Here is a 19,121-nt window from a genome sequence, read left to right on the forward strand (position 1 = left end):
GCAACAGGCGCCGATCAGTAGCCCGGCGGCGGCGGGGGCGGCGGTCCACCGTTGTAGTAGCCGGGTGGTGGCGGCGGCGGCGGTCCGCCATTGCCGTAGCCTTGGCCGTACCCAGGGCGTTGCCCGCCATAGCCCTGATTGTTGTAACCACCGTGATTGTAGTAAGGCCGCGGCGCCTGCGGTGTGGTCAACGCCCCACCCAGCGCGCCGATCGCGCCGCCGATCAACGCACCACCCGCCGGGCTGCCGCCGGTCGCCGCCCCGATCGCCGCGCCAGCCCCCGCGCCGATCGCCCCGCCGCCCAGCGCGCGCTGGCCCGGACTATAGGGGTTGGTGCAGCCGGCCAGGCCGAGTGCGGCAACCAGCACCACCCCCGCCAACCCGGCACGGCGCGTGCGCCGGCCTGAAATCATCGTGCTCATGGTTTGTCCTCCTCCGAACATGCCAAGTATATGGGGAACGACCATGGCCGGCGCAGGGTCAAATCATGGCGAAATCCGCACGCGCCTCACCGCGGCGGCGGCGGCCCGCCCGGCTGCGCCATCGCGCCGTTCTTGTGAAACTCGATCGGCACGACAAACTGCATCCGCGGCGGCGCATTGGCCGGCAATTGCTTGAGGATAGCCTTGCCGATCGCCGCCAGCGCCAACCGGTCGAGCGAAGCCCGGCCGGACGGCCGCACCACCCATTCGCTCAGCACATGCCCGGCGCGATCGACCGTGAACCCGTAAAACCCGACATGCCGCACCCCCTTCTGTGCCAGCAACTGCGGCACCTGGCGCGCAATCGCCGCCTGGGTTGCCGCACTGATCGGATGCTGCACCGGCGCCTGGGCACGCGCGGCGACTGGAAGCGCCATCATCAACAAACCGACCCATCGACTGCCCCGCATCCGCCACTCCTTCACGACATCATGACAATTCCTCGCAATCGGCCTGCCCGATCCCCACCTGCCGGTCAATTCATCCATCAGGAGAGCCGCATGACCAACATCCTCATCGTCACCACCTCGCACACCAATATCCCCGGTTCGGACGATCGCACCGGCGTCTGGTTCGAGGAATTGGCAACCCCCTACTACGCCTTCATCGATGCCGGCTGCACCGTCACCCTTGCCTCGGTGCGCGGCGGCGAAATCCCGATCGATGGCCGCAGCCTTGCCGAAACCCCCCTGCCCGCCTCGGTGCAGCGCTTCCACGATGATCCCGCCGCGCTCGAAGCCGCCCATCACAGCAAATCCGTCGCCGATCTGACCGCGACCGATTACGACGCGATTTATCTCCCCGGCGGCCACGGCACGATGTGGGATTTCCCGAACAACCCGAGCCTCGCCACCGCCATCACCACCATGCTCGATGCCGGTAAAATCGTCGCCTCGGTCTGCCACGGCCCGGCCGCATTCCTCGGCGTCGAACGGATCGACGGCTCCCCGCTGATCAAGGGCCGCTCGATCACCTGCTTCACCGATGATGAGGAACGCGCCGTCCACCTCGACGACAAAGTGCCGTTCCTGCTGGAATCCAGCCTCCGCGCCGCCGGCGCCCAGGTCGCCACCGGCCCGGATTTCGCGCCGCATATCATGGAGGATGGCAATCTGCTGACCGGGCAGAACCCGAAATCGTCCGAGCCGTTGGCGCACGCGGTGGTGGATGCCTTGAAGGCTCGGAAGTTGCAGGCAGCTTAGGAAGAAGGGTTCTTTTTTGTAAAAAAGAACCAAAAAACTTTTGTTCGTCAGAGCGCGCCGCCCCGCCGTCCCACCGCCGCGCCCAGCCGCAGCCGTAGCGCGTTCAACTTTATGAACCCCGCCGCATCCTGCTGGTTATAGGCGCCTTGGTCATCCTCGAACGTGACCATGCGCGCCGAATACAGCGAATGCGGGCTGTCGCGGCCGATCACGATCACATTGCCCTTGTAGAGTTTCAGCCGCACGGTGCCGGTGACCGAATGCTGGCTGGTGTCGATCAGCGCCTGCAGCATGTGCCGCTCCGGGCTGAACCAGAACCCGTTATAGATCAGCTCCGCATAGCGCGGCATGATGCTGTCCTTCAGATGCGCCGCCTCGCGATCCAGCGTGATGCTCTCGATCGCCCGATGCGCCGCCAACAGGATCGTGCCGCCCGGCGTCTCGTACACGCCGCGCGACTTCATGCCGACGAAGCGGTTTTCCACCAGATCCAGCCGCCCGATGCCGTTGTCGCGCCCGAGCGCGTTCAACCTGGTCAGCAAGGTCGCGGGCGACAAGGTCTCGCCATTGATCGAGACCGCATCGCCCTGCGCAAACCCGATCGAAATCACCGTCGCCACATCCGGCGCCGCTTCGGGGCTGATGGTGCGCTGATAGACGATTTCGTCCGGCTCCTCCGCCGGGTCTTCCAGCAATTTTCCCTCGGAGGAGGAATGCAGCAGATTGGCATCGACCGAAAACGGCGCTTCGCCACGCTTGTCCTTGGCAATCGGAATCTGATGCGCCTCGGCGAATTCCAGCAGCCTCGTCCGGCTGGTCAGATCCCATTCGCGCCACGGCGCGATCACCCGCACATCCGGCTTCAGCGCATAATAGGCGAGTTCGAACCGCACCTGGTCGTTGCCCTTGCCGGTGGCACCATGCGCCACCGCATCGGCCCCGACCAGCTCGGCGATTTCGATCTGGCGCTGCGCGATCAACGGCCGCGCGATCGAGGTGCCCAAGAGATACTGCCCCTCATACAGCGCATTGGCGCGGAACATCGGGAACACGAAATCCTTGGTGAAGGTCTCGCGCAGATCCTCGACGAAAATTTCCTTGACGCCGAACATCTCGGCCTTGCGGCGCGCCGGCTCCAGCTCCTCGCCCTGGCCCAGATCGGCCGTGAAGGTGACGACTTCGGCGTTATATTCGGTCTGCAACCAGCGCAGGATCACGCTGGTATCCAGCCCGCCGGAATACGCCAGCACCACTTTTTTCACGGTCTTGTCGGCCATCGCGCTCACCCTCTGTTCAGAGCGCGCGCCGTATCAGCCCCATGCCGCAACCGCAAGACATCTCAGGTCGGCGTCGTCGCGGCCGGCTTGGCGACGACGCCCGTTGCAGGCCCGATCAGCTGGCGCACCCGCGCGACCGTGCCCGCGCTGTTCCAGTTGCCCGCACCGCTCAGCGTCGCCACCACTTCGCTTTTGCGGTTCACGATCACGGTGAGCGGGATGCCGTTGACCTGGAACGCCTGCAAGGCGCTCGAATTCGGGTTGAACAGCATCGGCACGCCGGTGATCCCATGTGCCTTGTAGTAGGGGGCGACCGCCTGGATGCCGTTGGAATCGACCGAAATCGGCAATACCCTGATGCCCTCGGGCAGCAGCACCTTGTTGATCGCGACCAGCGAGGGCAGCTCCGCGCGGCACGGCGGGCACCAGGTTGCCCAGAAATTCACCACCAGCCCCTCGCCGCGATAATGCGCGAGCGTCAGGCGGCGTCCCGCGGCGTCCATGAAATGAAACGAGGGCACCGGCTGCGGCAGGGTTTCCGCCAGATTCTGGCCGACATCGGGCAATTGTCCCGCCCGCGCCGATTTGCCGAAGCCGGCAAGCGCCGTTAAGTCAGGCAGTATCACCCCCGCGCCCAACGCCGCGAACTGCCGCCGTGAAAGTCCGATTGCCATGAATGCCGATGCTCCACCAGAAAATATCTCTAAACACGCATCTGATCATAACCCGCCGCGTGCGCAATGGGCCAATCTTCAACGGGCCAGTCTGCAATGGGGTGGGCGGTTTTCCGAGGGGCCGGCCGCGATCATGCAGGCGATCAACGCCTCGATCGGGTTCGATTACCGGCTCTGGCGCGAAGATATCCAGGGCAGCCTTGCGCACGCCTCGATGCTGGCCAGCCAGGGCATCATATCACAATCCGACGAGGCCGCGATCAGCGCGGGCCTGACCGAAATCGGCGATGCCATCGCCGCCGGCACATTCACCTTCGACCCCGCGCTCGAAGACATCCACACCAATATCGAGGCCTGGCTGGTCGGCCGCATCGGCGAGGCCGGGCGCCGGCTGCACACCGCGCGCAGCCGCAACGACCAGGTCGCGACCGATTTCAAGCTGTGGGTGCGCAACGCGATCGATGCGACAGATATTCAGCTGCGCGACCTGATGCGCGCCCTGGCCGATCGCGCGGCGGAACACGCCGGCGCGATCATGCCCGGTTTCACCCATCTGCAGACCGCGCAGCCGGTGACCTTCGGGCATCATCTGCTCGCTTATGTCGAAATGCTGGCGCGCGACCGCTCCCGCCTCGCCGACTGCCGCCACCGGCTCAATCAATCGCCGCTGGGGGCGGCGGCGCTGGCCGGTACCACTTTTCCGATCGACCGCAGCATGACCGCGCAGGCGCTCGGCTTCGACCGCCCGACCGCGAATTCGCTGGATTCGGTCTCGGACCGCGATTTCGCGATCGAATTTTTATCCGCTCTGTCGATCATGGCGATGCATCTGTCGCGCTTCGCCGAGGAAATCATCATCTGGGTCAGCGCGCCGTACCGGTTCATCCGCCTGTCGGATGCGTTCACCACCGGGTCCTCGATCATGCCGCAGAAGCGCAACCCGGACGCCGCCGAGCTGGCCCGCGCCAAGACCGGGCGGATTTTCGGCGCGCTGGTGTCGCTGCTCACCGTCATGAAAGGCCTGCCGCTCGCCTATGCGAAGGACATGCAGGAGGACAAGGAGGCGGTGTTCAACGCGGCCGATGCGGCCGAACTCAGCATCGCCGCGATGACCGGCATGGTGCGCGACATGCAGGCCGATGAGGTTCGCATGCGCGACGCCGCCGGGGCGGATTACGCGACCGCGACCGATCTGGCCGATTACCTGGTGCGCGACCTCGGCCTGCCGTTCCGCACCGCCCATCACGTCACCGGCCGCCTCGTCGCCGCGGCCGAAGCCCGCGGCATCGACCTTGCCGACCTGCCGCTCGCGGTGATGCAGGAGGCCGAACCGCGCATTACCCAAGCGGTGTTCGCGACGTTGAGCATCGAGGCCTCGGTTGCCGCCCGCAGCGCCTATGGCGGCACCGCGCCGGCGAATGTGGCGCGCGAGGCCGCGCAATGGCAGGAGAGTCTGCGATGAAATATCTGATCCTGATCCTGGCCTGCGCCGCCCTCGCTGCCTGCGGCCGCGCCGGCGCGCCCACGCAGCCCGGGCCCGCCAGCGCGATCACCTATCCGCACACCTACCCCTCGCAATGAACGACGCGCCCGATCTCGCCCGCGACCAGCCCTGGCACCGGCTGATCGCCGCACGGCCCGCGCTCGCCTGGCACGCGATGGACGGGCTCTGCCTCGATGATGTGCCGCTCGCCGGCATCGCGGCGCGGCACGCCACACCGACCTGGGTGTACAGCGCGGCCACGCTGCGCAGCCGGATGGCGGCGTTGCAGGGTGAATTCGCCGCCCAGGGCCTGACGCCTGCGATCCGCTACGCCATCAAGGCGAACGATCATCTGGCGATCCTGTCGCTGTTGCGCGCTGGCGGTGCGGGTGCCGATGTGACCAGCGCCGGTGAATTCGCCCGCGCCGCGGCGGCCGGGATCGATCCGGCCGCGATGGTGTATTCCGGGGTCGGCAAGCGGGCCGAGGAAATCATCCAGGCGATCGAGGCCGGCATCGGTCAGATCAATGTGGAAAGCGCCGAGGAGCTTGCGATGATCGCGGCACTCGCCCGCGCGCGGGACCGCACCGCGCCGGTGGCGCTGCGGATCAACCCGGATGTCGCGGCCGGCGGGCACGACAAGATCAGCACCGGCCGCGCCACCGATAAATTCGGCATCGCCTATCAGGATACCGCCGCACTGTATCGCCATGCGGCCACGCTGGCGGGGCTCCGGCCGGTCGGGTTTTCGACGCATATCGGCAGCCAGATCTTCGAGATCGCGTCCTACGAGGCCGCCTATACGCGCATTCTCGCCCTGATCGATGAACTCAACGCGGCAGGGACGCCGGTGACGATGTTCGACCTCGGCGGCGGGTTCGGCATTCCGTATGACGATGGCATAGGGTTTCCGCTGCCCGCCTATGCCGCGATGGTCCGGCGGATACTGGCCGGGCGCGATCTGGGCATCGTGATCGAGCCCGGCCGCTGGCTGGTCGCGCCGGCCGGGATTCTGCTGGCGCGGGTAACGCTGACCAAGGCGACCGAGGCCGATGATTTCGTCATTCTGGATGCCGGGATGAACGATCTGCTGCGCCCGGCCCTGTACGATGCGGTGCACGGCATCGTGCCGGTCGGCGCCGTCGAGGCGAGCGGTTGGCCGCGCGCGTGCGAGGTGGTCGGGCCGGTGTGCGAAAGCAGCGACCGGTTCGGCCGCTACGATCTGCCGCCGCTCGCGCCGGGCGCGCTGGTCGCAGTTCTCGATGCCGGCGCCTATGGCGCGGCGATGAGCAGCACCTATAACGGGCGGCCGTTGGCAGCGCAGGTCTTGATCGATCGCGGGCAACCCCATGTGATCAGGATGCGGCAGAGCATCGAACAATTATGGCGTGACGAAATCATCCCGCCGGCATGATGGAGCAGCGCCTCGAACGGTTGCGCCGCCGGGCGCGCATCGTGCTGATGATCGAGGCGCTCGCCATCGCCGCATTGCTGCCGCTCGGCGTGATCGCCCTGTTCCTGATCGCCACCTTGCTCGGTGCGGGCGGCTGGCAGGCGGATGTGGTCGGGCTGATCGCCCTCGCCGCCGCCATCATCCATGCAAAACGCCGCTTCGCACCCCCGCAAGCCGCCGCGATCGATCGGCGGATCGAGCATGATTCCCGGCTGCAACACCGCCCGATCGCGGCCTATGAGGATACGCCCGCCCTGCTCGCTGCCGGTGGCGATAAGCTGTGGCAGGCCCATCGGGCGCGGATTGCGGCCGCGATCGGCGGTGCGCGGATCGGCCGGCCGACGCCCGATTTCGCATCGCACGATCCCTATGCGCTGCGGGCGCTGCTGCTGCTGGCGCTGATCGCCGCCTGGATCGCCGCCGGTGGCGATGCCGGGCGGCGGCTCGCCGCAAGCCTTGCGGTGCCGCACCCGTTCGGCGGCGGCAGCCTCGCGCTGCAAGCCTGGATCACGCCGCCAAGCTGGACCGGCGAGGCCCCGCAACTGGTCGAACCCGGCACCAAACCGATCGCCGCACTCACCGGATCGTCGCTGTCGCTGATCGTGACCGGTGGTGGAGGCGCGGCACCACGTGCCACGATCGATGGCCATGCGCTGAAATTTTCCACCATCGCGACCGGCAGCTATCGCACCACGCGGGTGGTCACCACCTCGGAATCCATCGTGATCGGGCCGTTCTGGGACCGGATTGCGCGCTATGATCTGGTGGTGTCACCGCCCACGCCGCCGCAGGTCGGCTTCACCACGCCGCCCTACGCGGATCCGGACGGCAAGCGCGTCGATTTCGCCTGGCAGGTGGACAGCCGGTACGGGTTGACCGATCTGGCGCTCGCGTTCCGCCCGATCGCGGCACCGCACGCGAAACAAGGCAGCGCCGCCGTGCCGCACCCGAACGCGAGCCATGGCGATGCGCTGCTCACCCTGCTCGCCAGCCCCTATGCCGGCATGGCGGTGGCGGCCGAACTGCGCGCGACCAACCGGGCCGGCCAGATTGCGCATTCGGCAGCCGCCAGCGTGGTGCTGCCCGCGCCGGTTTTGCACAACCGGACGGCCCAGGCGCTCGAAGCGATCCGCCGCGCCCTCGCCCTCACACCGGCGGCGCGGCCGGCGCTGGCCCTCGCGCTCACAACCATCGCGCATGCACCGCCCGGCCCGATCACGCCGGGGACCGCGCGTGATCTGGCTTCGTTCGCGCAAGGCTTCGCGGCAAACACCGCCGCCGCTGATCACCCCGAGGCCAGGCTGTGGACGCTGGTGCAGCGCGCCGAGCAGGGCGCTGCCTTTCGCGCCGCCCAACAACTCGCCCAGGCAAGGCAGGCGCTGGAGGCCGCGCTGCAGAAGGCGCTCGCCGGACAATCGCCCAGCGCGCAGCAATTGCAAAAGCTCCTGTCGCACCTCAACGCCGCCGCCCAGGCCCACAGCGCGGCCCAGGGCCAGCAGCAATCGACCAGCGCGCAGATGATGCAGATGTCCGCGATCAGCCGGCTCGCCCAGCAGATCGCCCAGGAAGCCGCCGCCGGACAGACGGCACAGGCGCAGCGCGACCTTGCAAAACTGCGCGCCATGCTGCGCCAGTTGCAGAACGCGAAAGCCGCCTCCGCCGCCCAGCAAGCCCGGCAACAGGCGGCGCAACAAGCCTCGAAATCGCTGTCATCGGTGATGCGCCGCGAAGCCGATCTGATGGACCATACCGCACGGCAGGATACCCCGCCCCCGATGGGCAATCAGGCCGGCAACCCGCCCAGCGCGCAAAGCCAGGCGCTGGCAAACCAACAGCACGCGCTGGAACAACAGCTCCAGATGGCGGCGCAAGCCATGGCCCAGGCCGGGATGACGCCCTCACCCCAGATCGGGCAAGGCGAAAGTGCCATGCAAAGCGCGCAGGCGCAGCTCAAACTGGGCAACCAGCCCGGTGCGCTGCCCAGCGAACGCGCTGCCATCAGCGCGCTGCAACAAGCCCAGAACACGCTGCAAGCCATGCAGATGGGCCACGGCACCGGCAGCGGCCCCTCCGGCCTCGGCCAACGCGCCGCCGGCGGACACGGCGAATACGGCAACCAAAGCCACAGCACCATCAGCCTTGGCCGCGCCGGCGCCCACTCCGACGCCCGGACCATCCAGAACGAACTGATCCGCCGCGACGCCGAACCAGACCTGCCCGCGCCGGCACATTCGTATTACCACCGCCTGCTAGGGTCCGATTTCTAGGGCTGGAAGCAAGCAAGGCGGGGGGCTTTCCCTCCGCCTTGCTTGGCTCAGGCACCCAACCCACAAACGGTTCACTCCGGCGCGGGTGGCGCGATTTCGGTTTTGCGCATGGTTTGGGCCCATAGTTTGATGCGCAGGGTGGCTTCCGGGTTGAGGGCGCGGCGCGGCAGCACCAGGACCGCGCGCAGACCCGGGCGGTTGTCTTCCAGCCTGAGGACGCCGCCGTGCAGATGTGCGATGGCGGCGACCAGCGCGAGGCCGAGGCCGGTGCCGGGGGTCGAGCGGGCTTGTTCGCCTCGGTAGAACCGTTCGGTCGCGCGCGGGCGATCGGCTTCCGGGATGCCCGGTCCTTGGTCGGCGATGTGGATTTCGATCTGCTGGGCGTCCATGCGCGCCGAAATCGAGACGTGATGATCCGGTGGGGAGAATTTGATCGCATTTTCGAGCAGGTTGGCGATGGCCTGCTGGATCATGTCGCGATCACCGGTCATCGGCAGGTCCGGCGGCCAGGCGGTATCGATCGTGATATGGCGCTCTTCGGCCACCGCGTCGAAAAACTCGGCGAGGTCTTCAAGCACCGGGGTGAGGTTGATGCTGGCGAAGGCGGAGCGGCGGGCGCCGGCCTCGATTTCGGCGATGCGCAGCAGCGCCTGGAACACTTTGACCACGCCATCGAGTTCGCTGGTCGCGCGATCGACCGCGCTGCGCAGTTCATCCTCGGTTCGGGCGTGGGAGGCGGCGTCTTCCAGCCGGGCGCGGGCGCGGGTGATCGGCGTGCGCAGATCATGCGCGATCGAGTTGGAAACTTCGCGCACGCCATCCATCAGGCGGGTGATGCGGTCGAGCATGTCGTTGATGGTTTCCGCCAGCTCGTCGAATTCGTCACCGTGGCCGGAGCGGCGCACGCGCTGCGTCAGGTCGCCGCGGGCGATCGCGCGGGACGTGGCGGAAATATCGGCGAGCGAGCGTTTGAACAGGCCGCGGATCACCAGCGCGCCGAGCGCACCCAGCAGCAGCATGGCGGCGAGCGCCCAGATCAGCCCATCGCGCAGCACCCGGCGCAGTTGCGAGCGCGTGCTGACATCGCGCCCGACCAGCAATTGAAAGCCGCCTGGCAGTTCGTAATAGCGCATCAGCGCGTGCGAGCGTTTACCGGCGCGCTCCACCGGCACCTGATACCACGCGTTGGGGGTGGCAATGCCGGTCGGCCAGCGGCTCATGTTGCCGGCGACGCGATTACCGAGCGGATCGACCAGCAGATAGATCGCGTTTTCGTTGATATCCTCGTTGATCCGGCTGTCGAGCGTCAGCACCAGCGCGGGCAGGCCGCCGGTCTTGAAATGCGCCGCGAGCCCGCGCGCATCGCCGCGGATGGCTTCATGGGTCTGCCGGTCGAGCAGGCCGATCGTGGAATAGCGCAGCGAGGCGGCGAGCAGCACGGTCGAAACACCGAACACCAGCGCATACAGCACCGCGAACCGCACACCCGCCGAGCGCAGCAGCCGCCGGCGTTTCGGCGGTCTGGCGCCGGCGGGTTTCGCCTCGGTGACGATGGGCGTGAAGGCGCTCACACGGCGGGCCTCAGGGCTCCTCGACCCGCAGCATGTACCCAGCATTGCGGACGGTATGGAGCAGCGGGGCGTCGAACGGCTTGTCGATCTTCTGGCGCAGGCGCGAGATATGCACGTCGATCACATTGGTCTGCGGGTCGAAATGATAGTCCCACACGCCTTCGAGCAGCATGGTGCGGGTGACCACCTGGCCGGCATGGCGCATCAGATATTCCAGCAGCCGGAATTCGCGCGGCTGCAGATCGACCTTCTGCCCCGCGCGCTTCACGCCGCGCGACAGCAGGTCCATTTCCAGATCACCGACGTTGAGCCGCGTGGTCGGCCCCTCGCCCTTGCCGCGGCGCGACATCGCCTCGACCCGCGCGAGCAATTCGGCGAAGGCGAAAGGCTTGGTCAGATAATCATCGCCGCCGGCCTTCAGCCCCTTGACCCGGTCATCGACCTGACCGAGTGCCGAGAGAAACATCACCGGTGTTGCGTTGTCCTGCGCGCGCAGCGTTTCCAGCAGGCGCAACCCATCGATGCCGCCGGGCAGCATCCGATCGAGAATGATCGCGTCGAAATTCTCCGATGCCGCCATGAACAGCCCGTCGCGCCCGTTATCGGCGTGTTCGACGGTGTGACCAGCCTCGCGCAGACCCTTGACCACGAACCCGGCCACGTCCTTGTCGTCTTCCACAATAAGTATACGCATCAGTCACTCCCCAATTCCGCCGGCCTTCGGCCGACCGTTACTGAAAGGTCGAACAGTCGACCGTCCCGATCCATCCGCAGATGTTCCACCGTTCCCGGCGGCACCGAGGCGATGGCGCGGATCAGCGCGCTCGCGTCGTTCACCGGCAGATGGTTAATCGCGATCACAATGTCACCGGGCTGTAATCCGGCCGCACCGGCCGGCCCCGAAGAATCGACCCGGGTCAGCCGCACGCCGGGCTGACCGGTCGGCAGATCGCTGACCGACACACCCAGCCAGCCGCGCGGGATGCTGCCGTGGGCGATCAGCGCATCGACGATGCGGCGCGCCATGTTCGACGGAATGGCAAACCCGATGCCGACCGACCCGCCGGAAGGCGAGACGATGGCGGTGTTCACGCCGATCACATGCCCCGTCATGTCGAACGAGGGGCCGCCGGAATTGCCCGGGTTGATCGGCGCATCGAGCTGCAGGAAATGATCGAACGGACCATCGCCGATCTGGCGGCCGCGCGCCGAGATGATGCCGGCGGTGAACGATGTACCGAGGTCGAACGGGTTGCCGGCCGCCAGGATCCAGTCACCGACCTGCATATGCGCCGAATTGCCCCAGGCGATGCGCGGCAGGGCTCGGCCTGCCTCGACCTTGATGATTGCCAGATCGGTCAGCTGATCCGCCCCGATCACCCGCGCCCGCAGGCGCTGGCCATCATCGAGCGTGACGATGATGCGCTGCGCATCGCCCACCACGTGGTTGTTCGTGACGATGATGCCCGAGGCGGAGACGATGAAACCTGAACCCGCAGCCCTGCTGACCGCGGTGGCCCCGGCGTAATCCTGCCGTTGCGGCCGCGTCTGCGACAGGACGGGCGGTGCGGGCCTTGCCTGTCCGTTGAACTGGGTGACCGCGACGCCGACCACCGTCGGCGCGACCTGGCGCACCAGCGGCGCGAAGCTCGAGGGCATTGCCGCCACGCCATGCGGCCGCAGCGCCCAGGGCGCGACGGCAAGACCTGCGATAATCGCGCGGCGGTGAGCCGGCATACACGAATCCTATGGTTGGGCCGGTTCAAGACATGACAGTGAGCATCACCCCACGCAAGATTCCACCAGCGGGCGTTTCGTGAGCGTTACGGCGACGTTACGAGCTTGGCATGTTCGCGTCACGCCCCGGTTCGATCAGGCGCGCGCGGCGATCCAGCGGCGGGCGGAGGCCAGCGATTGGTTGATCACCTGATCCATGTCCAGATACTGATACGTGCCGCACCGGCCGATAAATGCCATTTCCGATGAGCTTTCATCGGCGATTGCCTTGTATTTGTTGTATATCGCCTGAAACCGGTTGTCGGCGGTCTTGACCGGGTAGTAGCGCTCGCGGTTATTGTCGCGGTAATCGCACGGCTCCTCGGCGGTAATCGTGCGCCGGCCGGTTTCCTGCACGATATGGTGGGGCAGGCAGTCCCAGCGCGTCTCGCGGGTCAGCGCGCCCGAGTCGGTGTAATTGGTCACGCTCCAATCCTGCGCCGGTGCGTCGGTGATCGTGCGGGTATGGAAGCGGATCGAGCGGTATGGCAACTCGCCTGCGCTGAAATCGAAATAGGCATCGATCGGCATGGCGTTGAAACAGAAGGCATAATCGGCCAGCATCGCGCGGTCGAACGCGGTCTCGAGCGCAACCGTAATCAGCGGGTGATCGAACAGGCGCTGAAACACCGCCGTGTAGCCGTCGCGCGGCATCATCTGGATCTCGTCGTCGGCGAAATACGTATCGGTCCGGTCGCTGCGCAGGGGAATCCGCTTGACCACGGCAGAGGCCATGTCCTCGAGGTCGAACTGCCACATTTTTTTGGTGTAGGGCCGAAAAAACAGATCGGTCAGGTCGCGGCCGATGTGGGCGTACAGATATTCCGCCGCATTCGCCGGTTTGGCGATCGGCACGGCGACCCGGGCAAGGTGATCGGCCACCTGCTCGGGCGTGGTGTAGGACGTACCGAACACCAGATTGACGGTATCCAGATTGATCGGCAGCGGCGCCATGATGCCGGAGGGCAGAAGCGCGCGCACCTTGTGCGTGTAATCGACGAACGTGCCGAACTGGCGCAACCAATCGGCGATCGGCTTGTTTTTGGTGTGAAACAGATGCGGGCCATAGGCGTGCACCCTGATGCCGTTGGCATCGACATGATCATAGGCATTGCCGCCGATATGCGGCCTGACATCGATGACATCGACCCGATACCCCGCCTCGGCGAGCAGGCGCGCGTGCACGGCACCGGAAAACCCGGCCCCCACGATCAGAACCGGCTTGGTGGTCGTCACACTGCTCTCCTTGGCCTCAGGCGCGGTTTCTATGGCAAATTCTGCATTCTATAGGCAAGAATTCAGAGTCATTCTGAAACATAGCGAGGCTCTGCGAATACCCGCAATCTGAAGTTGATAAACCGCGCCGCTATTTAAGCGACCACGTCTTTCATGGCAATATCTTACAAAATCATAAAGATTTGGAATTAACTGTGCGACCTCCCCCTTTTGTTTCTGCCTGAAACTTGCCACAATCAGGACACGATGGCTTTTCACGGTTCCTGCGCGGCGTTTGGCGATGATGCAATTGTGCTGCTCGGTTCGCCGGGGTCTGGCAAATCTGATCTGTTGTTGCAGCTGATCGACCGTGGATTTGCTCTGGTCGGCGATGACCAACTCGTGATCGAGGACGGGCGCGTGAGGGCCGCCGTGCCGCTGAGCGGCCTGTTCGAGGTGCGCGGTGTCGGCATTTTCCAGGTGCCCTGCCGGGCAAGCGCGCATCTGCGCCTGATCGTGACCCTCGGGGTCGAGGCAATCCGTCTCCCCTCCCCCGCGATCGATGCCGCTTTGGGCGTTGCCACAATCACGATCGATCCGCGCGCGGCGAGCGCCGCCGTGAAAATCGCCTGGGCTCTCGATGCGATCTGCGGCCGAAAAACCCAGTATTGCGGTGCCTTCGCGGCATGAGCGCGCCTAATCCCAGGCTGGTCGTGGTCAGCGGCCTCTCGGGAGCGGGCAAGAATTCGGTGCTCCGAGCACTCGAAGACCTTGGCTACGAAGCAGTCGATAATCCGCCGTTGCGCCTGGTCGAAACGCTGATCGGGGCTGCAAAACCCCTCGCCGTCGGGCTCGATGCGCGCAATCGGGATTTCTCGGCCGGCGATATCATCGAAACCCTGGCCCGCCTGCGGCAATCGCACATCGTGCAACCCGAGCTGATCTTCGCGATCGCCTCGGACGAGGTGCTGCAACGCCGCTTCACCGAGACCAGGCGGCGCCATCCGCTGGCGCTGCAAGGCACGGTGAGCGAGGGAATCGCGACCGAACAAGCACTGACCCGCCCGCTGCGCGACGCGGCGGATTGGGTGGTCGATACGTCCGACCTGCCGCTGGCGGCGCTGCGCCAGATGATCGAGAGGCGGTTCGGCACCGATAACCCGGGCCTCGCGATCACGCTGGTCTCCTTCGCCTTCCCCGCCGGCATCCCCCGCGAGGCCGATATTGTCCTCGATGCGCGCTTCCTGCGCAACCCCCATTACATACCCGACCTGCGTCCGCAGACCGGGCTCGCGCAACCGGTTCGTGCCTATATTGAAACCGACCCCGATTATGCCGAGTTCATCGAACGCGTCGCTGGTCTGGTCACATTCCTGCTGCCGCGCTTTGTGCGGGAAGGCAAAAAATACGCAATGATTGCGATCGGCTGCACCGGCGGGCGGCATCGCTCGGTGGCCTCGATCGAGGCATTGGGCGGCATCCTGCGGTCGCAGAACTGGGTGGTCCAGATCGACCACACCGCCATCCGGTCTGAGATCGGCGGACGTGACTTGGATTCCAACATGACTGCGCCCAGCGCTGACCATCCCGCCGAACCGGCGGCATCGGTGCAGCGTACGGCGGCAAACCTGCCCTCGGCGCCCGGAAAATCGGGCGAAGTTCGGAGATATTTTATGAGCGGAGCGTCGAAATGATCGGCCTCGTTTTGGTCAGCCACGGCAACCTCGGCGTCGCGCTGCGCGATGCGATGGAGCATGTGGTGGGGCCGCAGCGCAATGTCGCAACCGTTTCGGTCGAAGCGGATGCCGATATCGAAACCCAGCGAATCGAAATCGCCGCCAAGGTGGCCGAAGTCGACACCGGCGACGGCGTGGTGGTCCTGACCGACATGTTCGGCGGCACGCCGTGCAATCTGTCGATGTCGATGCTCGATCGCTCCCATGTCGAGGTGATCGCGGGGGTCAACCTGCCGATGCTGGTCAAACTCGCGAAAATCCGCGGCACCCATACCCTGACCGATGCGGTCCATATCGCCGAGGCGGCCGGGCGCAAATACATCGCCTGCGGTTCGGAAGTGGTGCACACGATCTCGCCGCGCCGCGCCTGCGGCTGAGCCTCATCATGTCCGAAGACGGCGGCCCTTCGTCCACACGCCTGGTGCAGACCGCGACCATCCGCAATACGCGCGGCCTGCACGCGCGGGCGGCGGCCAAGCTGGTGACGCTCGCCGAAAAATTCAGCGCCTCGGTCGAGATTTCACGTGATGGCCAGTCGGTCTCGGCGCAATCGATCATGGGGTTGATGATGCTGGGGGCCGGCCAGGGCTCGGTGATTGAAATCGCCGCCGATGGCTGGGATGCCAAGGAAGCCTTGGCCGCGGTGGCCGGGCTGATCGACGCGGGGTTTTACGAGACCGGCTGATCGCGCGCGTCTGCCCATCAAACCGGCGACTGCATCTTTATTTGGCAATCGTCTCGCGCGTCTGTAGTGTTACACAATGAACGCCATCGAGTCGCCATGAAACCGGCCGGCCCGCGCGGCCGCCGCCAGACGCGGTTGGCCGGCACACCGATCGTGCCGGGCATCGGCATCGGCGCTGTCACCTTCGCCGATGAGCCGGCGCTCGCGATCACGCGCCAGAAAATCGCCGCCACCGACATCGCCGCCGAACTGCACCAGTTCGAAGCGGCGGCAGCACAGTCGCGCAAGCAGCTCAACCGGTTGAACGAACGCCTCGCCGGGCTGCCGGACGCGGCCCAGGCCGAAATCGCGCCGCTGCTCGACGCGCATATCCATATGCTCGGCAATTCGCGGCTGATGCGCGCGATCCGCACCGCGATTGGCGAACGCCTGGTCTCGGCGGCGACCGCGGTGATCGACATCACCGAGGATCAGGCCCAGGCCGTGCGCAATGGGCCGCGCCATGGCGACGATGGCGCCGCCGCGCGTCAGGCTGATGAGATCCGCGATATCGGCCGGCGCCTGTTGCGCAATCTGACCCGCCTGCCGTTCCGCAGCTTCGCCGATCTGCCGCAGGGCAGCGTGCTGGTGGTCGAACGGCTGCGCCCGGCCGATGCGGCGCTGATCAACCCGGCGCAGTTCGCCGGCATCGCGACTGAAGAGGGTTCGGCCGAGGATCATACCGCCGTCATGCTACGCGCGATCGGTGTGCCCGCCGTGCTGGGCATCGCCGGTCTGCTCGCCGCCGTGCGCCAGGATGCCACGGTCGTGCTCGATGGCGAGGCCGGCACGCTGATCGTCAACCCGAGTCCGGCCAGCCTCGATGAGGCGGCGCGCCTGCGCGCGGTGTTTGCCCGTGGCCAGCGCAGCCTGGGGCGGCTGCGGCGGCTCGCCTCGGAAACGCTCGATCATGTGCCGATCGAGCTGCAGGCCAATCTGGAACTGCCGTTCGAGCTGCCGATGGTCGCGCAATCGGGTGCCACCGGCATCGGGCTGATGCGCAGCGAGTTCCTGTTCATGAACCAGGACATCCTGCCCGATGAAGACCGCCAGTTCGCCACCTATCGCGAGGCGGTGCTGGCGATGGACGGCGACCCGGTGACGATCCGCCTGCTCGACTGGGGCGGCGACAAGCAATCGGATGGGCCGGGCGCCGAGCTGATCCCCAACACCCACGAGACCAACCCGGCGCTGGGGCTGCGCGGCGTGCGGCTGCTGCTGCAACACAAGACGCTGCTGGAAACCCAGCTGGCGGCATTGCTGCGCGCCGCCGCGTTCGGCCCGGTGCGGATCATGATCCCGATGGTCAGCTGCCTGACCGAGCTGATCGCGGTGCGCCAGGCGATGCGGCTGGTGTGGCGCCGGCTGGAGGTAGCACAGATCCGGCTGCCGGCCGAACCGCCGCCGCTGGGGGTGATGATCGAAACACCGGCGGCGGCACTGAACGCGGCCACGCTGGCGCGCGAATCGGCGTTTTTCGCGATCGGCACCAATGATCTGACGATGTACACGCTCGCGGTCGATCGTGCGGTGGCCGGCACGGTGGCACTGTATGATCCGCTCGATCCCGCCGTGCTGAAGCTGATCGGCATGACGATCGCGGCGGCGCGGCAGGCCGGGATTCCGGTCTCGCTGTGCGGCGAGCTGGCCAGCCGCACCGGCGCGGTGCCGCTGCTGATCGGCCTCGGGCTGCGGCAGTTTTCGATGCACGGCGGTGCCGTGCTCCGGATCAAGCGGGCGGTCCGCGCAACCGACAGCCGCAGTTGCGCCGATCTGGCCGCGGCCGCGCTGGCCGCAACCGGCGCGGCCGCGGTGCACGCGCTGATCGACGGCGCGGCGGCTTAACCGGCCAGCGCGTCGATCAAGCGGCGCAGCACCGCGCGGAACCGCGCCGCGACCGGCGCATGTTCATGATGCCGCCCGCCCGACACCACCAATCGCCCGCCGGCATAGACCCGATCGATCAGCCGCGTGCCTCCGACGAACACGAAGTGATCGAGCCAGCGGGCCGGCGGCAGCGCCGCCAGATCGGTGCCGGCGTGGTCGAGCACCACGATATCGGCGCGGTTACCGATCGCGAGCGCGCCGATCGGCTGGCCCATCGCCTGTGCGCCGCCCTGCCAGGCGCCGCGCAGCAGAACCTCACCGGCCGAACCATGCGGGCTGAGCACCACCCGGCGCTGGTCGCGCAAGCGCTGCGAGGTATCGAGCTGGCGCAGTTCCTCGGTGGCATCGATCCGGATCAGTGAATCACTGCCGATGCCGAACCGCCCGCCCGCTTGCAAAAACGCGGGGCCGGCGAAAATCCCATCGCCCAGATCGGCCTCGGTCAGCGGGCACAGCCCGGCAACCGCGCCGCTGGCGGCGAGCCGCGCGGTCTCGGACGCGGTCAGATGCGTCGCATGGATCAGGCACCAGCGCTGATCGACCCCGGCATGATCGAGCAGCCAGGCGACCGGCGGCGCACCGAGGGAGGTGAGGCAATCATCCACCTCGATCATCTGTTCGGCGGCGTGGATGTGCACCGGGCCGGTCGGAAACAGCCCACCGATCGCCGCGACATCCGCGGGCCTTGCCGCGCGCAGCGAATGCGGCGCGACGCCGAGCACGGCATCCGGCATCGCGGCGCGCAGTAGGTCAGCGGTTTCGTCGTGCAGGCGCAGAAACGCATCGCGATCGTTGATGAAGCGGCGCTGGCCCGGCTCGGCCGCGCGGCCGATGCCGCCGGCGCTGTACAGGCAAGGCAGCATGGTCAGGCCGATGCCGCTCGCCTGGGCGGCGGCGATCACCCGCCCCGCCAGCTCGGCGCGCGCGGCGTAGGGTTTGCCGGTGGGATCGTGATGGACGTAGTGGAACTCACCGACCGTGGTGAAACCGGCCTGCAACATCTCGACATAGGCCATGGTGTTGACCGCCTCGATCTCGTCGGGGTCGAGCGCGTTGACCACCTGATACATCACGTGCCGCCACGACCAGAAATCCTCGCCCGGCCGGTTGCCGCGTTCGGCGAGCCCGGCCATCGCGCGCTGAAACCCGTGGCTGTGCAGATTGGCGAGGCCCGGCATCGCGATACCGGGCACGATGTCGCAACCGCCCTGCCCTGCCCCGGCGGTGATGCCGGTGATGATGCCGGCATGATCGATCGTGAGGACGACATCCCGCTGCCAGCCATCCGCCAGCCAGGCCCAGGCGAACCACAAACTCCGCGCCATCGTTTTGCTCCACAATCAGGCTTGAACCGAAATCAGAACCGGTTGTATA

Annotated in this window: 19 protein-coding genes; 10 read left to right on the forward strand and 9 right to left on the reverse strand. The window is 66.7% G+C overall.

Annotation, left to right across the window (positions count from 1 at the left end; all coding sequences use genetic code 11):
• Window positions 1-14: 14 nt before the first annotated feature.
• Window positions 15-422: a hypothetical protein gene (locus tag BW994_RS20090; protein ID WP_076454354.1), complete on the reverse strand. Its 408-nt coding sequence runs from the start codon at window positions 420-422 to the stop codon at window positions 15-17.
• A gap of 86 nt (window positions 423-508) precedes the next feature.
• The gene (locus tag BW994_RS02995; RefSeq protein ID WP_051657291.1) at window positions 509-892 is read right to left on the reverse strand and encodes an energy transducer TonB family protein; all 384 of its coding nucleotides are present in this window, start codon (window positions 890-892) and stop codon (window positions 509-511) included.
• A gap of 90 nt (window positions 893-982) precedes the next feature.
• Here BW994_RS02995 and BW994_RS03000 point away from each other — a divergent pair, with 90 nt between their 5' ends.
• Complete coding sequence (locus BW994_RS03000; RefSeq protein ID WP_035228681.1) at window positions 983-1,684, forward strand: type 1 glutamine amidotransferase domain-containing protein; 702 nt, start codon at window positions 983-985, stop codon at window positions 1,682-1,684.
• Window positions 1,685-1,731: 47 nt separating this feature from the next.
• Here BW994_RS03000 and BW994_RS03005 read toward each other — a convergent pair whose 3' ends face one another.
• Together BW994_RS03005 and BW994_RS03010 are read right to left on the reverse strand one after the other, a co-directional pair.
• A complete protein-coding gene (locus BW994_RS03005) occupies window positions 1,732-2,961 on the reverse strand; it encodes an argininosuccinate synthase (protein WP_029311551.1) in 1,230 nt (409 codons plus the stop codon).
• A 62-nt stretch (window positions 2,962-3,023) separates the two neighbouring features.
• Window positions 3,024-3,635: a TlpA family protein disulfide reductase gene (locus BW994_RS03010; RefSeq protein WP_029311552.1), complete on the reverse strand. Its 612-nt coding sequence runs from the start codon at window positions 3,633-3,635 to the stop codon at window positions 3,024-3,026.
• On the opposite strand from BW994_RS03010, the gene argH reads away from it, so the two are divergent.
• The 4 genes from argH to BW994_RS03025 are packed head-to-tail and all read left to right on the forward strand — an operon-like array spanning window position 3,634 to window position 8,838.
• The gene (gene argH / locus BW994_RS03015; RefSeq protein WP_029311553.1) at window positions 3,634-5,097 is read left to right on the forward strand and encodes an argininosuccinate lyase; all 1,464 of its coding nucleotides are present in this window, start codon (window positions 3,634-3,636) and stop codon (window positions 5,095-5,097) included. The genes BW994_RS03010 and argH overlap by 2 nt on opposite strands.
• Window positions 5,094-5,216 carry a hypothetical protein gene (locus BW994_RS20345; protein ID WP_281174436.1) on the forward strand — a complete coding sequence of 41 codons (123 nt, stop codon included), beginning with the start codon at window positions 5,094-5,096 and terminating at the stop codon, window positions 5,214-5,216. The genes argH and BW994_RS20345 overlap by 4 nt, the downstream gene beginning before the upstream one ends.
• A complete protein-coding gene (lysA, locus tag BW994_RS03020; protein ID WP_029311554.1) occupies window positions 5,213-6,532 on the forward strand; it encodes a diaminopimelate decarboxylase in 1,320 nt (439 codons plus the stop codon). Before BW994_RS20345 ends, lysA begins: the two co-directional genes overlap by 4 nt.
• Complete coding sequence (locus tag BW994_RS03025) at window positions 6,529-8,838, forward strand: DUF4175 family protein (RefSeq protein WP_029311555.1); 2,310 nt, start codon at window positions 6,529-6,531, stop codon at window positions 8,836-8,838. Before lysA ends, BW994_RS03025 begins: the two co-directional genes overlap by 4 nt.
• A 71-nt stretch (window positions 8,839-8,909) precedes the next feature.
• Here BW994_RS03025 and BW994_RS03030 read toward each other — a convergent pair whose 3' ends face one another.
• From BW994_RS03030 to BW994_RS03045, 4 genes are all read right to left on the reverse strand, one after another.
• Window positions 8,910-10,409, reverse strand: a complete 1,500-nt coding sequence (locus BW994_RS03030) for a HAMP domain-containing sensor histidine kinase (RefSeq protein ID WP_245594097.1) — start codon at window positions 10,407-10,409, stop codon at window positions 8,910-8,912.
• A gap of 10 nt (window positions 10,410-10,419) precedes the next feature.
• Entirely contained in the window at window positions 10,420-11,103 is a 684-nt protein-coding gene (locus tag BW994_RS03035) for a response regulator transcription factor (RefSeq protein ID WP_029311557.1), read from the reverse strand.
• A complete protein-coding gene (locus BW994_RS03040; protein WP_029311558.1) occupies window positions 11,103-12,146 on the reverse strand; it encodes a S1C family serine protease in 1,044 nt (347 codons plus the stop codon). Before BW994_RS03040 ends, BW994_RS03035 begins: the two co-directional genes overlap by 1 nt.
• Before the next feature lie 135 nt (window positions 12,147-12,281).
• Complete coding sequence (locus tag BW994_RS03045) at window positions 12,282-13,421, reverse strand: UDP-galactopyranose mutase (protein WP_029311559.1); 1,140 nt, start codon at window positions 13,419-13,421, stop codon at window positions 12,282-12,284.
• Between the two features lie 246 nt (window positions 13,422-13,667).
• Between BW994_RS03045 and BW994_RS03050 the strand changes: the two genes are divergently transcribed.
• The 5 genes from BW994_RS03050 to ptsP all read left to right on the forward strand — a co-directional run bounded on the left by BW994_RS03050 (window position 13,668) and on the right by ptsP (window position 17,705).
• The gene (locus BW994_RS03050; RefSeq protein WP_029311560.1) at window positions 13,668-14,090 is read left to right on the forward strand and encodes an HPr kinase/phosphorylase; all 423 of its coding nucleotides are present in this window, start codon (window positions 13,668-13,670) and stop codon (window positions 14,088-14,090) included.
• Window positions 14,087-15,094 carry an RNase adapter RapZ gene (gene rapZ / locus BW994_RS03055; RefSeq protein ID WP_051657292.1) on the forward strand — a complete coding sequence of 336 codons (1,008 nt, stop codon included), beginning with the start codon at window positions 14,087-14,089 and terminating at the stop codon, window positions 15,092-15,094. Before BW994_RS03050 ends, rapZ begins: the two co-directional genes overlap by 4 nt.
• Window positions 15,091-15,513: a PTS sugar transporter subunit IIA gene (locus BW994_RS03060; protein WP_029311562.1), complete on the forward strand. Its 423-nt coding sequence runs from the start codon at window positions 15,091-15,093 to the stop codon at window positions 15,511-15,513. The genes rapZ and BW994_RS03060 overlap by 4 nt, the downstream gene beginning before the upstream one ends.
• An 8-nt stretch (window positions 15,514-15,521) precedes the next feature.
• On the forward strand, window positions 15,522-15,821 hold the full coding sequence (locus BW994_RS03065) for an HPr family phosphocarrier protein (RefSeq protein WP_029311563.1): 300 nt from the start codon (window positions 15,522-15,524) through the stop codon (window positions 15,819-15,821).
• Window positions 15,822-15,917: 96 nt separating this feature from the next.
• Entirely contained in the window at window positions 15,918-17,705 is a 1,788-nt protein-coding gene (gene ptsP, locus BW994_RS03070) for a phosphoenolpyruvate--protein phosphotransferase (protein ID WP_029311564.1), read from the forward strand.
• Here the strand turns inward: ptsP and BW994_RS03075 are convergent.
• Complete coding sequence (locus BW994_RS03075; RefSeq protein ID WP_029311565.1) at window positions 17,702-19,072, reverse strand: formimidoylglutamate deiminase; 1,371 nt, start codon at window positions 19,070-19,072, stop codon at window positions 17,702-17,704. The two genes, ptsP and BW994_RS03075, sit on opposite strands and share 4 nt — an antisense overlap.
• Between the last annotated feature and the right edge of the window lie 49 nt (window positions 19,073-19,121).

Origin of the sequence: Acidiphilium rubrum (assembly GCF_900156265.1) — a bacterium.
Taxonomy (GTDB): Bacteria; Pseudomonadota; Alphaproteobacteria; order Acetobacterales; family Acetobacteraceae; genus Acidiphilium; species Acidiphilium rubrum.